This window comes from Chloroflexota bacterium, assembly GCA_016887485.1.
Classification (GTDB): domain Bacteria; phylum Chloroflexota; class Anaerolineae; order Anaerolineales; family Anaerolineaceae; genus Brevifilum.
Genome location: CP069394.1, coordinates 954,356 through 970,537 on the forward strand (window position 1 = coordinate 954,356; position 16,182 = coordinate 970,537).

Below are 16,182 nucleotides of genomic sequence, written 5' to 3' on the forward strand. Positions count from 1 at the left end.
TCATTATGAAAAGAAAAACTTTTCCCCTGCTTCGCTGGATCGCGATTGGTCTCCTGCTAATAACAATGACGTTGGCCACCATTCAATTGGTCAGCTACAGCCGGATTCGTGACAACTTCCCACTCGGGCTGGAGGTCAGTGGCATTCCGATTGGTGGTCTCAACTATGAAGAGGCCGCAGAGAGGATCTACACCGTCTTCCGCTCACCCATTGAGCTAAATTATGCCGGCAGTTTGATTCAAATCCGCCCGGCCGTGCTGGGATTCGAGCCGCAGGTCGAAAACATGCTAGCTGTGGCCGATAATATGCGTGTGTCTGAACCATTCTGGAGCGGTTTCTGGAATTTCCTCTGGAACCGTAACATCGAAATCATCAATATTCCTCTCAATGCGGATTACGATGAAGCGCGCATTCGGAATTACCTGGAAACAGAGATCGCAGCCCGTTACGATACGCCCTCCTCTTCCCCAAAACCCATCCCAGGCACAACCGAATTTGAGAGCGGCGTCACTGGCACCAGCCTCAATCTGGACAGGGCTACCCTCCAGGTCATTGATGCCCTCAATTCACCGGACAAGCGTAGTATCGCCCTCTCCTTAGGGCAATCCGCCATTCCGCGGCCATCGTCCTCTGACCTTGAGACGATGCTGAAACAGATCATTGATGTCTCCGGCTTTGATGGGATTGTCGAAGTTTATTTGCAAGACATGGAAAGCGATCAGAATATCCATTTTGCCTATGAGCTGGGATCAGACCTGACGCCGAATATTGCCTTCTCCGCCTGGAGCACAATCAAAATCCCAGTGATGGTGTCCTCCTTCAAAATCCTGAATGAACCTGCCCCAAATCAATACCTCGCTTTGATGGAAAGTATGATCGAACAATCCGAGAACACAAGCACGGACGAACTCGCCATGACCGTGATTGACGAGAACCTCGCTCCCATCCTTGTGACAGAAGATATGCGGACTCTTGGGCTGGATAATACCTTCTGGGGCGCATATTTTTATCTTGGCGCGCCACCACTGCAGCTCTATACAACCCCTGCCAATTCCCGTGACGATGTTGACACAGGTCCAGATGCCTTCCTGCAGACCACCACAGCTGATATGGGCATGTTGCTGGAAGATATCTATCAATGTCAGACTTACGACGGCGGTGCTTTGATCGCGGCCTTCCCGGGTGAGATAAGCCAGCAGGAGTGCGATCTGATGGTCACCTATCTGGCACGGAATCAAATCGCCGTCCTGATCCAGGCCGGCGTCCCCTCCGGCACGACCGTGGCGCATAAACATGGCTGGGCGAATGAAACGGATGGCCTGCTTCATACCATTGGCGATGTAGCCCTGGTCTATACCCCTGGTGGCGATTATGCGCTTTCAATCTTCGTCCACCACCCCGTTCAGGCCATCTTCGATCCGGTCAACGAACTCTTCGCTCAACTGAGCCAGGCTGTCTATAACTACTTCAACATTGATACTGCAAATTAAAGAAAAAGACCCTCAAAACTGAGGGTCTTTTTCTTCATGCATTTCTATTTCCGTGTTACTTAGCCGATATAAATTTCAACCTCTTCTCCATCATCATCGTCGTTCACATGTACGTAGAACGGCTCCTCAGGTGAAAGATTTTCTAAAATAGCTGGAATATCACCGACAACCTTATTGTCTAGGCCGGTAATTTTTTCTCCAAATGCCGTAAAGAACCACTTCGCCAGGTTCAACGGCAGTGGCAAGCTGAGATTGATCTGCTCAGGTTTTTCACCCGGCGCTTGTTTCACCTTGAGGTGAAACCACACGCTCTTGCTTGTACGGGCACTGACCGCCACAATGAAGATACCCAGCAAAAAAGGCACCCAGGCGATCCAAAAGCTGAAGCCAAACCCGGCATCCCGATAACCGGCATACATCCAGATGGCACCCAGGAACAAAATAACCAGTCCAATACTGAATGGTAATAACCACCAGTTCTTGAGCCGATTCATACGGGCGACCTCTTCCAATGAAATATGGGAAGCATAACTGCCGGTTGACCGGTTTGTTTCACGAGCGACCCCGCCATTGGCCTCCTGGGCTTCCGGCTGCGGGTCAACAGTCCCTTTACCCATTGCGTTCATCAACCGCAGCCCTTCATCGGCTGTGATCTGTCCCTGCTCCACCATATCAAGGATCTTGCGTTCAGAATTTTCCATTTCAGCTTCCTTAATTAATTCTCAAGGGCTTTGAACAAGGACTCAGCCTCATCAACAGAAATCATCTTATCTTGCAGCATTTTCAGGATCATCAAGCGTTCCTCGTCGGAAGCTCCTTTCTTCCCGGCTTTTCTCGTCACGGGTGGTACAGGGGTAACCGATTTAACCGCTTTCAGGTCATCCAAATCAATATCTATTTTGATCTTCCGGTTCTTCTCCACATTTTCCCGAATCTGCCCTAAACGGATTTCGGCAGCTTTAACTTTTGCCTCAGCCCGCCGGGTTGCGGCTTCAATGCGCTCTTGAACCATTTCATTCAAGGTGTTTTCCTCATACGAAAAATATGAGGATAAATCGCCAACCTCAATGCCTTTCGCTTCGCTGCCAATTTCCTCGCCGATCAATATTTTTCCACCGGCTGAAATATCGATATTATAAGCCTCATCGCCAAAAGCATATTCGTACTCTTTAGCCTTGATTTCGATATCGTCATTCTGATGGGTAATCCGGATTCGGTGTCCACCTGACCGCATCACCAACTTCGCTCCCGGAAGGGTATCAACTAGTGAGAGAATTACATCCCCGCCCGCGCGCAAATCCACATCATCCGATAGATTCAATCGGGCAAGTCGAATATTCCCTCCTGCAACAATATCCTCATTAATTGTCAAATCCAAAGCTCTGAAATCAGCACCGACTCTCCCAACATAAGTCAATCCCGCGACCTCCTCGGCTTTGAAATTTCCTCCAACTTTTTCAACCGATACATCCCCAGTTACATCTTTTATCAGGCAGACCCCGCCGACTTTCTCACAGCGTAGCGAAGCGACCTTATCCACCACCAGGTTACCGCCCACCTTTTCCAAAAGAATTTCGCCGGAGGAATCTCGGACAGCGCAGTTGCCACCGGTCCGTTCCAAATGTGCAGATCCCACCTGGGTCAGCACCAAATTTCCCATTACCTTTTCAATCGTAATATCACCGCGAATATTCTTGATGCTAACGGAGCCCATCCCCTTCTCAATTTGAATTGAGGAATCGACAGGTACGGTGACACTACAGGATGAATTGGCCGTTAGATATACATGACCATCCTCTTCCATCAGTGTTGCAAGTTGCGGGGCATCAATTTCACATTGCACCTGGTCCTGCTGGACGCCTTCAATTTTCAGCCCACCATAAGCCTTCAGATGGATAACGGGGTCGGATTGAGAAATTTGCAAGATGTGGCTCATAATTGCATCCTTTGATCTTAAAACAGGATTGAAAAATTGATATTCAAAATAATATTATCATGTAAGTCAATATTGTCAAGCGTATCCTAAGATTTCTTTATATTCTAAAGGTATATTATTAATTATTCCCAAACTAAATTGAATATTTCCTTTTTTCAACAGTTTTCAGGAGAAAAAATGAACTACTTTTTAACGGTTTGTTAAGAATAGAATAAAATAGTTGTGATAATATTGAGATATCCGAAATTAGTGTTATCCTCTATCTTTAAATTTATATAGCACATTTCTGCTAAGTACCAGAAAGTTGCCCCTTACATCAATACCTTTCACTCTGATCAATTTGGGCGCTCTTATGGTATCCCTCACCACCTCACTTCAAAATTAGCAGCCAGACCCTAATTATTTGGTGTTCCATATTTTAAGTATTAGGAAACTTTTTATCTTTGATGAGAAGGAGGTGAATCTTATATCAAATTACAATCAATGTTTTTCCACTAACGGACGAAACAAGCATTAGCCAAATTTTCAAAGGAGAAGTAAAAAATGAAATCTAGAAAATTGTTTTTCTTGGTCGCTCTCGTTGTTGTCGCAAGCATGATCCTTTCCGCTTGCCAGACACCCACCGAGGAACCTGTCGTCGAGACCGAAGCGCCAGAAGCAACTGAAGCAGTCGTTGAAGAGACCGAGGTTGCCACTGAAGAAGCTGCCCCAGAATTCCTCTGGACACAGCCCTTGCGCGAAGCTATTGCTGCCGCTATCGACCGCGAAGTCATCGTTGACCGCGTTTTCGAAGGCCGCAACGTTCCTGCTTATCACATGGTTCCCGATGGCTATCCATACGCCACCCAGCCGTTCTTCGACAAATACGGCACCCGTGACCTGGATATGGCTATCTCCCTGCTTGAGGGTGAAGGCTATACCGCAGACAATCCATTTGTCTTCGACCTTTGGTTCCCCCCCGAGCACTACGGCACAACCACAGCTGACGTTATGCAGGTTATCAAAGAACAACTCGAAGAAACCGGTTTGATCGTGGTCAACCTGAACAGCATGAACTGGGCTGAATATGTCGATGGCTTCGTTGCCGGCGATCTGCCCTTCTTCATCCTCGGTTGGTTCCCGGATTTTGCCGATCCTGAGAACTGGCTCTCCCCATTCTCCTCCTGCCTGCAGTCACCTGACAATGGTGTGAACTACTGCAATGAGCAAATGGATGCACTCCTGCTGGCTGCCGCTTCCTCATCGGATCCCGCGGAACGTACAGACCTTTACCAGCAAATTGGTGAACTCTACGCTGAAGATGTCCCCACCATCCCGTTATTCTGGGAACCCGAATTCATCACCTATGCTGACGGTGTTGAAGGCGTCGTTGTTGGCCCACCTTTTGAGTTCAACTATAACGTCCTGAGCTTCACCGAAGATGCCATACCGGCCTCCGGCAGCATGGACACCATCATCATCGGCACCACCGACGAGGTCAACAGCCTCGACGCTGACGATGCCTATGCAACCCATGACTGGGAAATCATCAAGAACACTGGCGCTGCCCTGCTGTCCTACGTCCCCGGCACCTCCGAGCTCGTTCCCGGCACAGCCGTCGACTTCCCGGTTGTTAGTGAAGATGGTCTTTCCTACACCTTCACCCTCCGTGATAACTTGATGTTCGCTGACGGCACCCCTGTGACCGCTGCTGACTACGTCTACTCCTGGGATCGTTTGAACGCTCTTGAGGGCCAGGTTTCCGGCCTGATCCAGCTCTACGTTGATAGCGTTGAAGCTGTTGATGACCTGACCGTGAAATACAACCTCAAAGCCTCCTTCGGGTTCTTCCCGGCCTTAGCTGCTACCGCTCCTTTCGTTGCAGTTAATCCCGCTGAATTCACAATGGATGTCATCAATGCTTTCCCAGAGGTTCTGGATGGGGTTGGCCCATATAAGATGGTCTCCCACACACCCGGCGAGCAGATGGTTCTCGAAGCTAACGAATACTACTTCGGCGATGATGCTGCCATTATCCCGAATGTGATCATCCGCTACTTCGCTGATCCGACCACCATGTCCAATGCCATTGAATCAGGCGAGATCGACGTTGCCTGGCGGACCCTCGGTCCCGTTGAGGCTATCCGCTTGATGGAAGTGGAAGGCGTGACTGTCGTCAAAGTTGACGCTCCTGCTCTCCGCTACATGGTCTTCAACCACACCTACGTATCACCTGAATAAGGAATACTATTGTTATGTCAGGCTTCAGATTATTCAATGATTTGGCCAGATTAGAAGTTTGTCCGGCTGCCTATCAGGCGGAGCCTGAAAAACTGTAAGTTGAACGCGTGCAAGAAGATTGAGGGCGAGGGAAACCTTGCCCTCAATCATAAATATCAGAACGACTCTTTGGAGTAGCGATTATGTCCAACTCATTACGACGGTACCTGATCACCCGTCTCCTCATGACCATCCCGATGGTACTGATCCTCGTAACGATGATCTTCTTCATCATGAGGGTATTGCCTGGTGATCCCATTCGCTCACAACTCGGGCCACGGGTCAGTGAAGAACAAGCCGATGCACTCAGAGAACGATTAGGTCTAAACCGGCCTATACTGGTCCAGTATTTTGATTTTATTGGGGATATGGTTACTTTTAACTTTGGAACAGCCCTTACCCAGGGCGAACGTCCCATCAAGGATGAGCTGGGAGAGCGACTGCCGGCTACCATTGAATTGACTGTCCCCGCCATGACGGTTACTGCACTAATTGGTATTTTTTCAGGAGCTTATGCCGCCAAAAACCGTAAGAAGCCCATAGATTACATTATTCGGTTACTAAGCATCATCATGTCGTCCATCCCAATTTTCTTTATGGGCTTGCTCTTTCAAATTGCCCTATCGGTGAAATTTCCTATCCTTCCCTTATCTGGACGGATGGACACCTTGATGCTGACGAATTTCGAATCGCCAACGAACTTTTATGTTATCGATGCAATTATTACTGGTAACTGGCCCGCCTTAGGCTCAGCTCTGTCCCACCTGATCATGCCTTCCATCACCCTCGGTCTGGCTCTGTCAGGGGTGTTCGTCCGGTTAACCCGTGTCAATATGATCGAAATGCTTCAATCAGATTTCATCACGGCCGGCCGGGCAAGGGGCATCGCTGAAAATCGGCTGGTCTATAAACATGCATTGAGAAATACATTCATCCCAATCCTCACCATGCTGGGACTTCAATTTGCCATTCTCTTGGCAGGTGCTGTGTTGACTGAAACGACCTTCTCATGGCCCGGTGTTGGCCGGTACCTGGTCGACCGTATCCAATTGCGTGATTACACAGCCGTCCAGGCAACCATCGCCGTTTTCGCTATGTTCGTAGCGTTTGTCAGTCTATTGATGGATATCCTCTACGCCTTTATCGATCCCCGGATTCGGTACTAAACGTGTGTGGAATGAACTTGAGAGAATACTATGAAAAATGACACAAATCAAAATGTGAAAACAGATTCCAGCACAGAAACACCCGATTGGCTGCTTGATCTTGATAAAGTTGGCTTTGTTCGCCGCCTTTTCATTGCCAGAAAATGGTACGGTGGTGATTGGTGGTTTGTTGCCATCAGTTCTGTGTTGCTGTTTTTTATTATCCTGGTCGGTATTTTCCCCCAATGGTTCGCCCCCTACGATCCTTCGGCGGAAGTTGGCCCCTCCTTGTTGGCACCGGGAGAGACACCTTCCTCCTACGTGTTAGTGGCACCCATTGAAGCCGGGAATATCACTGTGAAGGATATTGGTGAGAAAACCAATAACATCGGATTCATCATCGGTAGCCCTGCCAGTCAGGCGCTGCGTGAAGCAACTGATGCATTGAACGAGTCCGCTCCGGAAGGCGTCCGCTATCAACCCCGCCAAAACCGGTTCGAAACCCTCGAAGAAGGGCTTGATGCCCTGGTTTTGGGTGAAATTGATGGCTTCGTAGTCGCCCCGGATGTTCTGAGTGATGTCTTGACCAGCTATCCGACTTTACAAGTCGCCAACACCCTCCGAGAGGAAGATGCGAAGGGTTTCGTGATGGGCACCAACCAAATCGGGCAGGATGTGTTCAGCCGGATCATTTGGGGCACTCGGATCGCCCTGATCGTCGGCCTCTCCTCTGCCTTGGTCTCTTTGGTGGTCGGTGTTCCGCTGGGCCTGATCAGTGGTTTCACCGGCGGTCCCTTGGATCGTGTCCTGACAGTCATCATGGACAGCCTCTACTCGTTCCCGGGCCTGATCCTGGCGATTGCTATTGCCGCCGTTCTGGGTGCTGGTATCGGCAACATCATTGTTTCGATCGCTGTCCTCTATATCCCAACGTATTTCAGGATTGTTCGCGGCCAAACCCTTAGCGTGAAAAAAGAACTCTACGTGGAAGCCGCCCGAAGCCTGGGTACCAGCTGGTCGAAGATCCTGACGAAATACATCTTCCCCAATGTTATCCCCTCGGTGGTGATCATCTTCTCCGTGAACGTCGGTGATGCCATCCTGACTGAAGCCGGTCTGAGCTTCCTCGGATTTGGCTTGCCGCCAAACACCCCCGACTGGGGTATTGACCTCGCTCGCGGCCAGGACTATGTCCGCCGGGCCTGGTGGCTGATTACCTATCCCGGTCTGATGGTCACCATGGTGACGCTCTCATTCAGCATGCTGGGAGAGAGCCTTTCTGAAATCCTGAACCCGAAATTAACGGACCAATAAGCCATGAATGATAAAAAAGTTTTGATGCAAGTTCGTGATCTTTCTGTAAAATATAAAACCCGATTGGGATTGGTCAGCGCAGTTGACCATGTCTCCTTTGATATCTATGAGGGAGAAATCCTTGGGCTGGTAGGTGAAAGCGGCTGTGGGAAAAGCACCATGGGCAAGGCCCTGATGCGCATGATCCAACCTCCCGGTAAAATCACTGGCGGCGAATTGGTCTTCAATGGCGAAGATATCATGCAGTACGATGAAAAACAGATGCAGGATTTTCGTGGCCGTAATGTGAGTATGATCTTCCAGGACCCCATGACCTCCTTGAACCCTGTCCAAAGGGTCGATGAGCACCTGGTTGAAGCCATCCAGGTCCATAATCCCGACATCTCCAAAGAAGAAGCCCTGGAAAGGGCCAGCGTCATGATTGAAGAACTGGGCATCCAGAGTGACCGGATGGGCAGCTATCCCCACCAGCTTTCCGGTGGGATGCGCCAACGGGTGATGGTTGCCTTGGGGTTGATCCTCAACGCCAACCTCATTATTGCTGATGAAGCGACGACTTCTCTGGATGTCATCGTGGAAGCCAAATTAGCCGACCAATTCCGTGATATCCGTGAAGAGTTCGGTGTCACGCTATTAGTCATCACTCACAATATCGCTCTGGTGGCTGAACTTTCCGATCGGCTGGCTGTGATGTATGCCGGTCATGTCGTGGAAATCGGCGATGTGTATAACATCTTCGACAATCCGCTCCACCCCTATACGAAAGGCCTGCTTCATTCGGTTCCGAATATTAAACTGGATGAGGAAAATGAGCTTTATAAGATGCCCGGCGAGCCCCCGAACCTGACCCACCCACCCAGCGGCTGCCGGTTCCATCCCCGTTGTCCCAAGGCTTTGGAGATATGCTCCAAACTGGAGCCCGACCTGGTCGAGATCGGTTCCGGACGCCATGTCAAATGCTGGCTCTATGAAGACCATCCCGATAAAACCGAACCAACCATTGAGGTGGAATTATGACAGACATAGAAAAACGCCCTCAATCCAATAACAACGACTATCTGGTGGAAGTCGAACACCTGAAGAAATACTTCCCTGTTCAGACCAGTTTCATCGACCAAATCTTTTCCAAAGAACGGGATTATGTTCGCGCCGTGGATGATGTTACTTTCAAAATTCGGCGCGGTGAGGTCCTTGGCCTGGCAGGAGAAAGCGGCAGTGGCAAGACGACCATCGGACGGGTTACCATCGGTTTGGAAGAAAAGACCGAAGGCGAAGTCAAATTTGATGGCATGGATCTTTCCACATTAACTGCTGGAGAACTGCGAAGATTACGCCGCCGCATGCAGGTTATTTTCCAGGACCCCATGGCCTCCTTGAATCCCCGAATGTCGTTGGGGAATGCCATTCAACAGGGTCTTGAGATCCACTACCCTGAATCCAAAGAACAACATCGTGATATAGTTCTGGAGGTTATGGAAAAAGTCGGCCTGACCCCGGCCCTGTTCTATTACAACAAATTCCCCCACCAGATCTCAGGCGGCCAACGTCAGCGTGTTGTGATTGCCCGGGCCCTGGTTACTAAACCAGAACTGGTGCTGGCGGATGAACCGATCGCCATGGCGGATGTCAGTGTGCGCGCCCAGCTGTTGGACCTGATGGTGCAACTGAAGAACGAATTCAATCTGACCTTCCTCTTCATTACCCATGACCTGGCGACGGCAAAGTATATCTGCGATCGAATTGGCATCCTCTACCTCGGGAAAATAGTGGAGATCAGTGATCTGCGTGAGGTCTATGCCCACCCGATGCACCCCTACACCATTGCCTTGCTGGCAGCGGTGCCTGTGCCTAACCCACACGAACGGCGCCAGGAGCCCATGCCCAGCGGTGAGATCCCCAACCCGATCCATCCGCCATCCGGCTGCCGCTTCCACCCTCGCTGCCCCTATGCAAAGGAGATTTGTTCGGAAGAAGAGCCGCAATTGCGTGAGCTTCGCCCCGGACATCAGGTTGCCTGTCACTTTGCAGAACAATTCAAATAGATTCTTCATTCGTTGAAGAACTCAAAGCCAATAGTATCAAAAACGGCCCTCCATTTGTGAGGGCCGTATTCTTTAGGTTCTAAGCGTTCAATTCTGAGATTAAAGCTACATGGCCTTCCAGAGCCAAAATTGTGCAGATCTCATCGTTCAATTGCCACAGGTAAGGTTCAGTAGAATCAAGAAGGACCTTACTGTGAGGATAACGCTGTTTCAGGGCAGAGAACCTCTCTGGCAGGGTGACAACCCGGTCCCCTTCCACCAGCTTGTCACAGAAATTCACCAACTTCATCTCCCATGAAAAAGCCGACAGATCTTGCGTTAGAAAAATCCCCAAAAGGTGGTTACGAACGATTTCCGCCAACTCGGGATAGCCTCGCTGTGATAGAAACTCAGCACTGACTTGACCATGCTGGCCTGATTGTTGGAGTGTCTGAATTTTATCTAGGTCATGCACAAGTGCGGCCCGGTGTGTCAGGATCGGATCGATTGCCATACCTGCATGCCGCATCCAGACGGCCAGCTTATAGGCAGCCTCAGCTACCCTGGTCACATGCCGCTGAACATTCTCCGGCATAGACCATTCTTCCCACCAATTCAAGCACTGGTCCACGCTGGGGCGTGAGACCATTGATGCCAGGTTTGTCAACTTCTCACATCCTGAGATATCCAGATCGTGCACAGGCATTTCAGCTGGGGCAAGCGAGTCGGTTTCATTCAGCCATAGAACATAATCAAACTGCCCCCGCTTTTCTGGCAAAGGTTCATAGGCATCATCCATGAAAATAGCTACCTTATGGTCAGATCTTTCCTGAGGCCTCCAGCCGCCTTTCAGAGCATGGTGAAAAGTCATACGTTCTACATGAAGCGAATTCAACTGGCCATTTAGGTCAAAACGATCGTTAAAATATTCCCTCAAACGCTCAAAAAGGGACTCGGATTCCAGATAAATGTGTAAATCACCCCGCATCACTTACCCAACCTTTTCAGCACTCTTTTTCTGAAATACGACCGGAATCAACGGGAAAGCCAACAGGTTGAATACCGCCAGCAGAGCAAATGTGAGCGGAAAATCCAATGAATCAACGAGCAAGCCCGTCACCGCCAAGCCAATCCCCGTTCCGATATTGGCAATAGCCATCAGAATTGAGAACATCGAAGCAGCAATCCGGGGATCTGTGCGCGCCATGGACGCTGCGAAATAAACCGTCTCATAAAAGCCGAACGCGAAACCAAATAGCAGCGCCACAATAAAAGCAATCCAGGGATTGGGAATGAACAGAAATAACAGAATGGACAGAAAAGAGACTAACATCGCATATTTCACCGAATTGCGGTGACCGAGTTTATCCGTCCAGCGTCCTCCCATCAAACCACCTACAATAATGCCTACCCCCCACACGCCGGAATAAAGCCCCGCCAGGAAAGTGGAAATCATAAACCGTTTTTCAAAGAAGGGATTCATAATTTCGGCAACTGAGTTAATAATGAAAGAATATAATGCGCCAATCAGAGCAAGGCTTAATATCTCTTTGCGGGCCAGGCTCTTGAAAGCTGACCATTCAAAAGCTGGATGTTCCTTGACCCGGCTCTCCTTAATAAAGAAGGCCAACAGGAATGCCACGGTGCTGATCCCTGCTAATGACCAAAACGCTGCATGCCAGGAAACGAAATTCGCAAAAGCGCCAAAGAAAACACTGATAATCGCCACGCCCAGTGCCCGACCTCCGACCATCAAGCCCTGGATCGTTCCCTGGTCCTCTTCTGGCGTCGTATCCAATGCCAGACCATCCGTGGCGGTATCATAAAGCGCCATCCCCATCATCATCAGAAAGCCTAGCAGGGCATAGAGACTAAAATTCAAACCAGGGTCAATAAATGGGACTATGATCAATGTCACCACTTGGATGGCAACGCCAATTAATATGTAGGGCTTGCGATATCCCATCCCCAGGAGATTAACCTTGTCCGACAACATCCCCAGAAAAATCTTGAGAACAAAAGGCAGCATCCCGATCAGGCCAATCAACCCGACGCCCTTCATATCTACGCCAAAAGATAGAAGATAAATTGCATTGAAGCCGGTGAAATAACTGAGTATCGCCCCCTGGATAAAATAAAGCAGACTGAAAATGATATATCTGAAGGTTTTGCTCATGGCGGCTCCTCGTTGATCTGCGGGGATAGTTAATTCAATAAAGTATAGTTGACAAAGATGACCAGGTCAACAAAGGAAGAAGGCTATGAAAGCGAAATTCGCCCATTAACATGAGGGAAATTACGGTATAATAATCCAGCTAGCCCCCGTAGCTCAATGGATAGAGTACCTGACTTCGAATCAGTTGGTTGCGCGTTCGAGTCGCGCCGGGGGCGCTATATGTTCTCGAATTGAGTCTGTTGGACTTTCATTTAGGTTGGGACAACTTATTTAGTCAAGAGATAGACGCGAAAAATCCTATGAATTTCTGTTAATTCTTCTCAGGATTCCTCTCGATCACATTCAAATGATAGCTATGATTTTCTATTCATTTCCCAATTCTTAACCAGACCTTCATCTCCCTGGAAAGTATCCCCTACGAAAGATATAAAGAAAACAGGTCTTCTGGACTATTAAAATAAAACCAATATCTGTTTATACTTACCTAACATTTAAGAATGGGAAACTTGTTATGGGAGCAAAGACAAAATTTTCAAAAGAAATTATTGAAGATCTTCTCTTACCGTATAACAAGGGAAGACTTGTAAGTTTCAAAGCAATACCTCAAGGAACCGTTCAATCGAATTATCTTGTGGTAACATCCGCAGGAAAATTCATTCTTAGATATTACGAGAATCGTTCCTCTTATTCAGTACTGTTTGAAAGCGAATTGTTATCTTTCCTGGCATCAAACAAATACCCGTGTCCCCACATCATAAAGGATCAAAAAGACAATTATGTTGGCAGTTTTCAAAGCAAACCCTATGCCCTCTTTAAATTCATTGAAGGTCACCCTGTCAAAAAATTATCACCAGCCCAAAAGAGCCAAATAATTCATAAAGTAGCTGAATTACAAATCCTAACCCAGAACTTTCATTCAGTGTATCAAGATTCTCGATGGAATTATAATGTTCCGCTATGCCGAGATCTGGCTACAAGTACTGCCCAAGACATAAATACTATTGATGCGTATAACAAATTATCATGGATTGAACAACAATTAGCTTTGCTCGTGTTCCCGGACAATCTTCCTAAAGGGATCTGTCATTGCGATTTCCACTATTCAAACGCATTGTTCCATGGAGGCCATCTGGTGGGGCTGATTGATTTTGATGACGCTAACCACACCTTCCTATCTTTTGATCTGGCTTGCCTGGTCGACACCTGGGCATGGCTCTATCCATCGGAAACTTTGGATATTCAAGCAGCTAAAACAATTATCCAGGAATATGAGACTATTCGTCCTCTTAGCTCTATCGAGAAACATCATTTTTTCGACATCTATATTTTAAGCATTCTGTTTGACTCTATCTGGTCCTTTAACCGTGGATCAGTCGGGAGCTTTTACGAACAGAAGAAGATCGAATACCTTGCCTCCCTCGGAAGAATTTACCTAGAAAATTTTTTGTTTTCCTAAATAGTGCCAACTTTATGTAGATATTGAACATATCGCAGGTCAGGTTTAGTGAAAATCATTATCTGTTATACTGAAAATACAACTTTTCCATTTATGCTTCTTTCTTTACATAAACTACTATGACTTTTATTAAACGCATCCAGTATTTCTTTCATCGGTTGCAGTGGAAGTTGACGTTCAGCTACACCGCTGTCACTATGGTATCGTTGCTTATTCTTGTATTGATCCTGGGATACCTATTATTCTCAACTGTGCTAGTTCCGCTGGATATTCTTAATAATGTTCTTTCCCCAAAAGCCTGGATACAAACAGTCAGTCAAAATTATGCTCCCGAATGGCGTTATGTTTTGTCTCATGAGCCAGTTGATTCTGAGTTATTGTCCCTTCTGTTAAAGGATGATGAACTTCAGATTTCTTTTCTCGACCTGTTCCAGATTGGAGATTTGCAAGTCCGAGCTAGAACAACCGGTGAAGGAAGCGTATTAATTCTCGATCCGAAAGGAAACCTTCTCGCTTCTTCTGATACCGAATTGGTTTCGGAAAATAATATTGGCAAGCCACTGGATCTTGGAATTTTGCCAGGTTTGGAACAAGTGCTTGATACAGCGCTGGCTGGAAACGTCGATCCAGAACGATTATTTGTCGAATTGGAGCCCAATGAAAGTTTTTATTTTGCTGTTCCTTATTTTGACGAAAGCAATCAAGACCTTTTAGGTGTTGGAGTTATCTACTTCGCAAGTATTCCAACTGAAAATGACCTCCCACATAATATAATGACCATACTCAGTCAAAGTGTCTTAATACTTTTATTGGCAGCTGGTCTGATCGGAACATTGTTTGGGTTTTGGACCGCTAAAGGTATGACGCTACGATTGCAAAAGGTTTCCAATGTGACTGATGCTTGGAGTCAGGGAGATTTCTCTGAGTTTATTTCCGATCCATCGGGTGATGAGATCAGCCAGCTTGCTAACAGACTCAACCATATGGCTGAGCAATTGCAAGAATTTCTCCGAAGAAGTAAGGAAATGGCTGTTTCTGAAGAGCGCAACCGCCTGGCTCGAGATCTCCACGATAGTGCAAAACAGGAAGCTTTGGCTGCTTCATTTCATCTTGGCACAGCATTGACGCTTTATGAAAGGGATCCGCAAAATGCAAAAGGCCATCTTATTGAGGCAGATAGATTAATTAATTCCGTTCGAAGTGAATTAATCGACCTTATTCATGAACTTCGACCTCCATCAAGAAATGATGACTTTTTCGATGAGAAACTCAATGAATATATCATTGAATGGGCACACCAGGCAGGAATTAATGCCAACCTTGAAATAATAGACACCCCTCAACTTCGCCTGGGTATCCAACAAGCAGTTTATCGAATTGTACAGGAGGCTCTGGCCAATGTGGCCCGTCATAGTTCGGCCAAACAGGTCAAGGTAACTTTAAAAAAAGCTGACAAAAGGTTTGAGCTGTCTATTCAAGATGATGGTATTGGTTTTGATACTCAAAAGTTCTATGATGGAATCGGCTTAGAATCAATGAAGGAACGGGCAGAATCTATAGGCGGGGAGATTAATATAATGAGCGAAATTGGATCGGGTACACGAATTGCGGTTTCCTTTTCAACTAACGAGATTGGTGAGTGAAAAATGTCAGAGCCCATTACTGTCATGATTGTAGACGATCACGAAATGGTCCGAAAAGGTGCAATCGGATACTTGCAAGCCCAACCCCAACTGGCCGTGATTGCGGAAGCTGAGAATGGTCAAGATGCAGTCAGGTTAGCTGGAGAGCACGTTCCAGATGTCGTGCTGATGGATCTAGTCATGCCTGGGATGGATGGCGTTGAGGCAACCCGGAAAGTAAAAGATGTCAGCCCCAGATCGCAGGTCATCGTTTTGACATCTTTCCATCAAGATGACCATATCTTTCCTGCGTTACAGGCAGGTGCAATATCTTATTTATTAAAAGATGTTAAAGCGCAAGAACTTGTTGAAGCGATCCGCAGGGCAGCCAGGGGCGAAGCCACTCTGCATCCAAGAATTGCAGCCCGGGTGATTAGACAATTAAATGGAGGGGAAGCAACAAGTCAAAACCCATTTACCGAATTAACAGATCGGGAATTGGAAGTTCTAAATTTAATCGCCTCGGGCTATACCAACCAGAAGATTTCCAAAGAGTTGTATATTAGCATTGGCACGGTAAAAGGCCATGTGAGCAATATTCTCAATAAATTACAGCTGGCTGACCGCACCCAAGCAGCAGTCTTTGCCTGGAAAAAAGGTTTTATGAACGAAGATTAGTTCTTCGCAATATTACTTGGGTTGTAAGAATCCCAAACTAGGGTCAACAATAGCTATAACCTCCGACATGGTTAATAACCTGGCC

Annotated in this window: 13 protein-coding genes and 1 tRNA gene; 10 read left to right on the top strand and 4 right to left on the bottom strand. The window is 47.5% G+C overall.

Features of this window, described 5'->3' with window-relative positions; translation table 11 throughout:
• Positions 1-5 precede the first annotated feature (5 nt).
• Positions 6-1,490, top strand: coding sequence for a serine hydrolase (locus JR338_04365; protein ID QRN83989.1), 1,485 nt, complete (start codon positions 6-8; stop codon positions 1,488-1,490).
• Positions 1,491-1,549: 59 nt separating this feature from the next.
• Here JR338_04365 and JR338_04370 read toward each other — a convergent pair whose 3' ends face one another.
• Both JR338_04370 and JR338_04375 read right to left on the bottom strand, forming a co-directional pair.
• On the bottom strand, positions 1,550-2,191 hold the full coding sequence (locus JR338_04370) for a hypothetical protein (GenBank protein ID QRN83990.1): 642 nt from the start codon (positions 2,189-2,191) through the stop codon (positions 1,550-1,552).
• A gap of 14 nt (positions 2,192-2,205) precedes the next feature.
• The gene (locus JR338_04375) at positions 2,206-3,426 is read right to left on the bottom strand and encodes a hypothetical protein (protein ID QRN83991.1); all 1,221 of its coding nucleotides are present in this window, start codon (positions 3,424-3,426) and stop codon (positions 2,206-2,208) included.
• Between the two features lie 543 nt (positions 3,427-3,969).
• On the opposite strand from JR338_04375, the gene JR338_04380 reads away from it, so the two are divergent.
• From JR338_04380 to JR338_04400, 5 genes are all read left to right on the top strand, one after another.
• The gene (locus JR338_04380) at positions 3,970-5,646 is read left to right on the top strand and encodes a hypothetical protein (GenBank protein QRN83992.1); all 1,677 of its coding nucleotides are present in this window, start codon (positions 3,970-3,972) and stop codon (positions 5,644-5,646) included.
• Between the two features lie 182 nt (positions 5,647-5,828).
• Positions 5,829-6,851 (top strand): ABC transporter permease, encoded by a 1,023-nt coding sequence (locus JR338_04385; GenBank protein ID QRN83993.1) that lies wholly within the window; start codon positions 5,829-5,831, stop codon positions 6,849-6,851.
• A 627-nt stretch (positions 6,852-7,478) separates the two neighbouring features.
• Complete coding sequence (locus JR338_04390; protein QRN84355.1) at positions 7,479-8,144, top strand: ABC transporter permease; 666 nt, start codon at positions 7,479-7,481, stop codon at positions 8,142-8,144.
• Between the two features lie 3 nt (positions 8,145-8,147).
• Complete coding sequence (locus JR338_04395) at positions 8,148-9,161, top strand: ABC transporter ATP-binding protein (protein ID QRN83994.1); 1,014 nt, start codon at positions 8,148-8,150, stop codon at positions 9,159-9,161.
• Positions 9,158-10,186: an ABC transporter ATP-binding protein gene (locus JR338_04400; GenBank protein ID QRN83995.1), complete on the top strand. Its 1,029-nt coding sequence runs from the start codon at positions 9,158-9,160 to the stop codon at positions 10,184-10,186. Before JR338_04395 ends, JR338_04400 begins: the two co-directional genes overlap by 4 nt.
• Before the next feature lie 79 nt (positions 10,187-10,265).
• On the opposite strand, the gene JR338_04405 is transcribed toward JR338_04400, so the two are convergent.
• Positions 10,266-10,964: an HDIG domain-containing protein gene (locus JR338_04405; protein QRN83996.1), complete on the bottom strand. Its 699-nt coding sequence runs from the start codon at positions 10,962-10,964 to the stop codon at positions 10,266-10,268.
• A 192-nt stretch (positions 10,965-11,156) separates the two neighbouring features.
• Positions 11,157-12,341 (bottom strand): MFS transporter, encoded by a 1,185-nt coding sequence (locus JR338_04410; GenBank protein ID QRN83997.1) that lies wholly within the window; start codon positions 12,339-12,341, stop codon positions 11,157-11,159.
• Positions 12,342-12,483: 142 nt separating this feature from the next.
• Between JR338_04410 and JR338_04415 the strand changes: the two genes are divergently transcribed.
• From JR338_04415 to JR338_04430, 4 genes are all read left to right on the top strand, one after another.
• A tRNA-Arg gene (locus tag JR338_04415) sits at positions 12,484-12,556 on the top strand.
• A 296-nt stretch (positions 12,557-12,852) separates the two neighbouring features.
• On the top strand, positions 12,853-13,797 hold the full coding sequence (locus JR338_04420) for a homoserine kinase (protein QRN83998.1): 945 nt from the start codon (positions 12,853-12,855) through the stop codon (positions 13,795-13,797).
• 119 nt (positions 13,798-13,916) lie between these two features.
• A complete protein-coding gene (locus JR338_04425) occupies positions 13,917-15,440 on the top strand; it encodes a HAMP domain-containing protein (protein ID QRN83999.1) in 1,524 nt (507 codons plus the stop codon).
• Between the two features lie 3 nt (positions 15,441-15,443).
• The gene (locus tag JR338_04430) at positions 15,444-16,097 is read left to right on the top strand and encodes a response regulator transcription factor (GenBank protein QRN84000.1); all 654 of its coding nucleotides are present in this window, start codon (positions 15,444-15,446) and stop codon (positions 16,095-16,097) included.
• The last annotated feature ends 85 nt before the right edge of the window (positions 16,098-16,182 follow it).

Bases quoted from the DNA above. Each gene is read 5' to 3' on its own strand.
- JR338_04365 (QRN83989.1), top strand. From the start codon at position 6: ATGAAAAGAAAAACTTTTCCCCTGCTTCGCTGGATCGCGATTGGTCTC.
- JR338_04370 (QRN83990.1), bottom strand. From the start codon at position 2,191: ATGGAAAATTCTGAACGCAAGATCCTTGATATGGTGGAGCAGGGACAG.
- JR338_04375 (QRN83991.1), bottom strand. From the start codon at position 3,426: ATGAGCCACATCTTGCAAATTTCTCAATCCGACCCCGTTATCCATCTG.
- JR338_04380 (QRN83992.1), top strand. From the start codon at position 3,970: ATGAAATCTAGAAAATTGTTTTTCTTGGTCGCTCTCGTTGTTGTCGCA.
- JR338_04385 (QRN83993.1), top strand. From the start codon at position 5,829: ATGTCCAACTCATTACGACGGTACCTGATCACCCGTCTCCTCATGACC.
- JR338_04390 (QRN84355.1), top strand. From the start codon at position 7,479: ATGGGCACCAACCAAATCGGGCAGGATGTGTTCAGCCGGATCATTTGG.
- JR338_04395 (QRN83994.1), top strand. From the start codon at position 8,148: ATGAATGATAAAAAAGTTTTGATGCAAGTTCGTGATCTTTCTGTAAAA.
- JR338_04400 (QRN83995.1), top strand. From the start codon at position 9,158: ATGACAGACATAGAAAAACGCCCTCAATCCAATAACAACGACTATCTG.
- JR338_04405 (QRN83996.1), bottom strand. From the start codon at position 10,964: ATGGATGATGCCTATGAACCTTTGCCAGAAAAGCGGGGGCAGTTTGAT.
- JR338_04410 (QRN83997.1), bottom strand. From the start codon at position 12,341: ATGAGCAAAACCTTCAGATATATCATTTTCAGTCTGCTTTATTTTATC.
- JR338_04420 (QRN83998.1), top strand. From the start codon at position 12,853: ATGGGAGCAAAGACAAAATTTTCAAAAGAAATTATTGAAGATCTTCTC.
- JR338_04425 (QRN83999.1), top strand. From the start codon at position 13,917: ATGACTTTTATTAAACGCATCCAGTATTTCTTTCATCGGTTGCAGTGG.
- JR338_04430 (QRN84000.1), top strand. From the start codon at position 15,444: ATGTCAGAGCCCATTACTGTCATGATTGTAGACGATCACGAAATGGTC.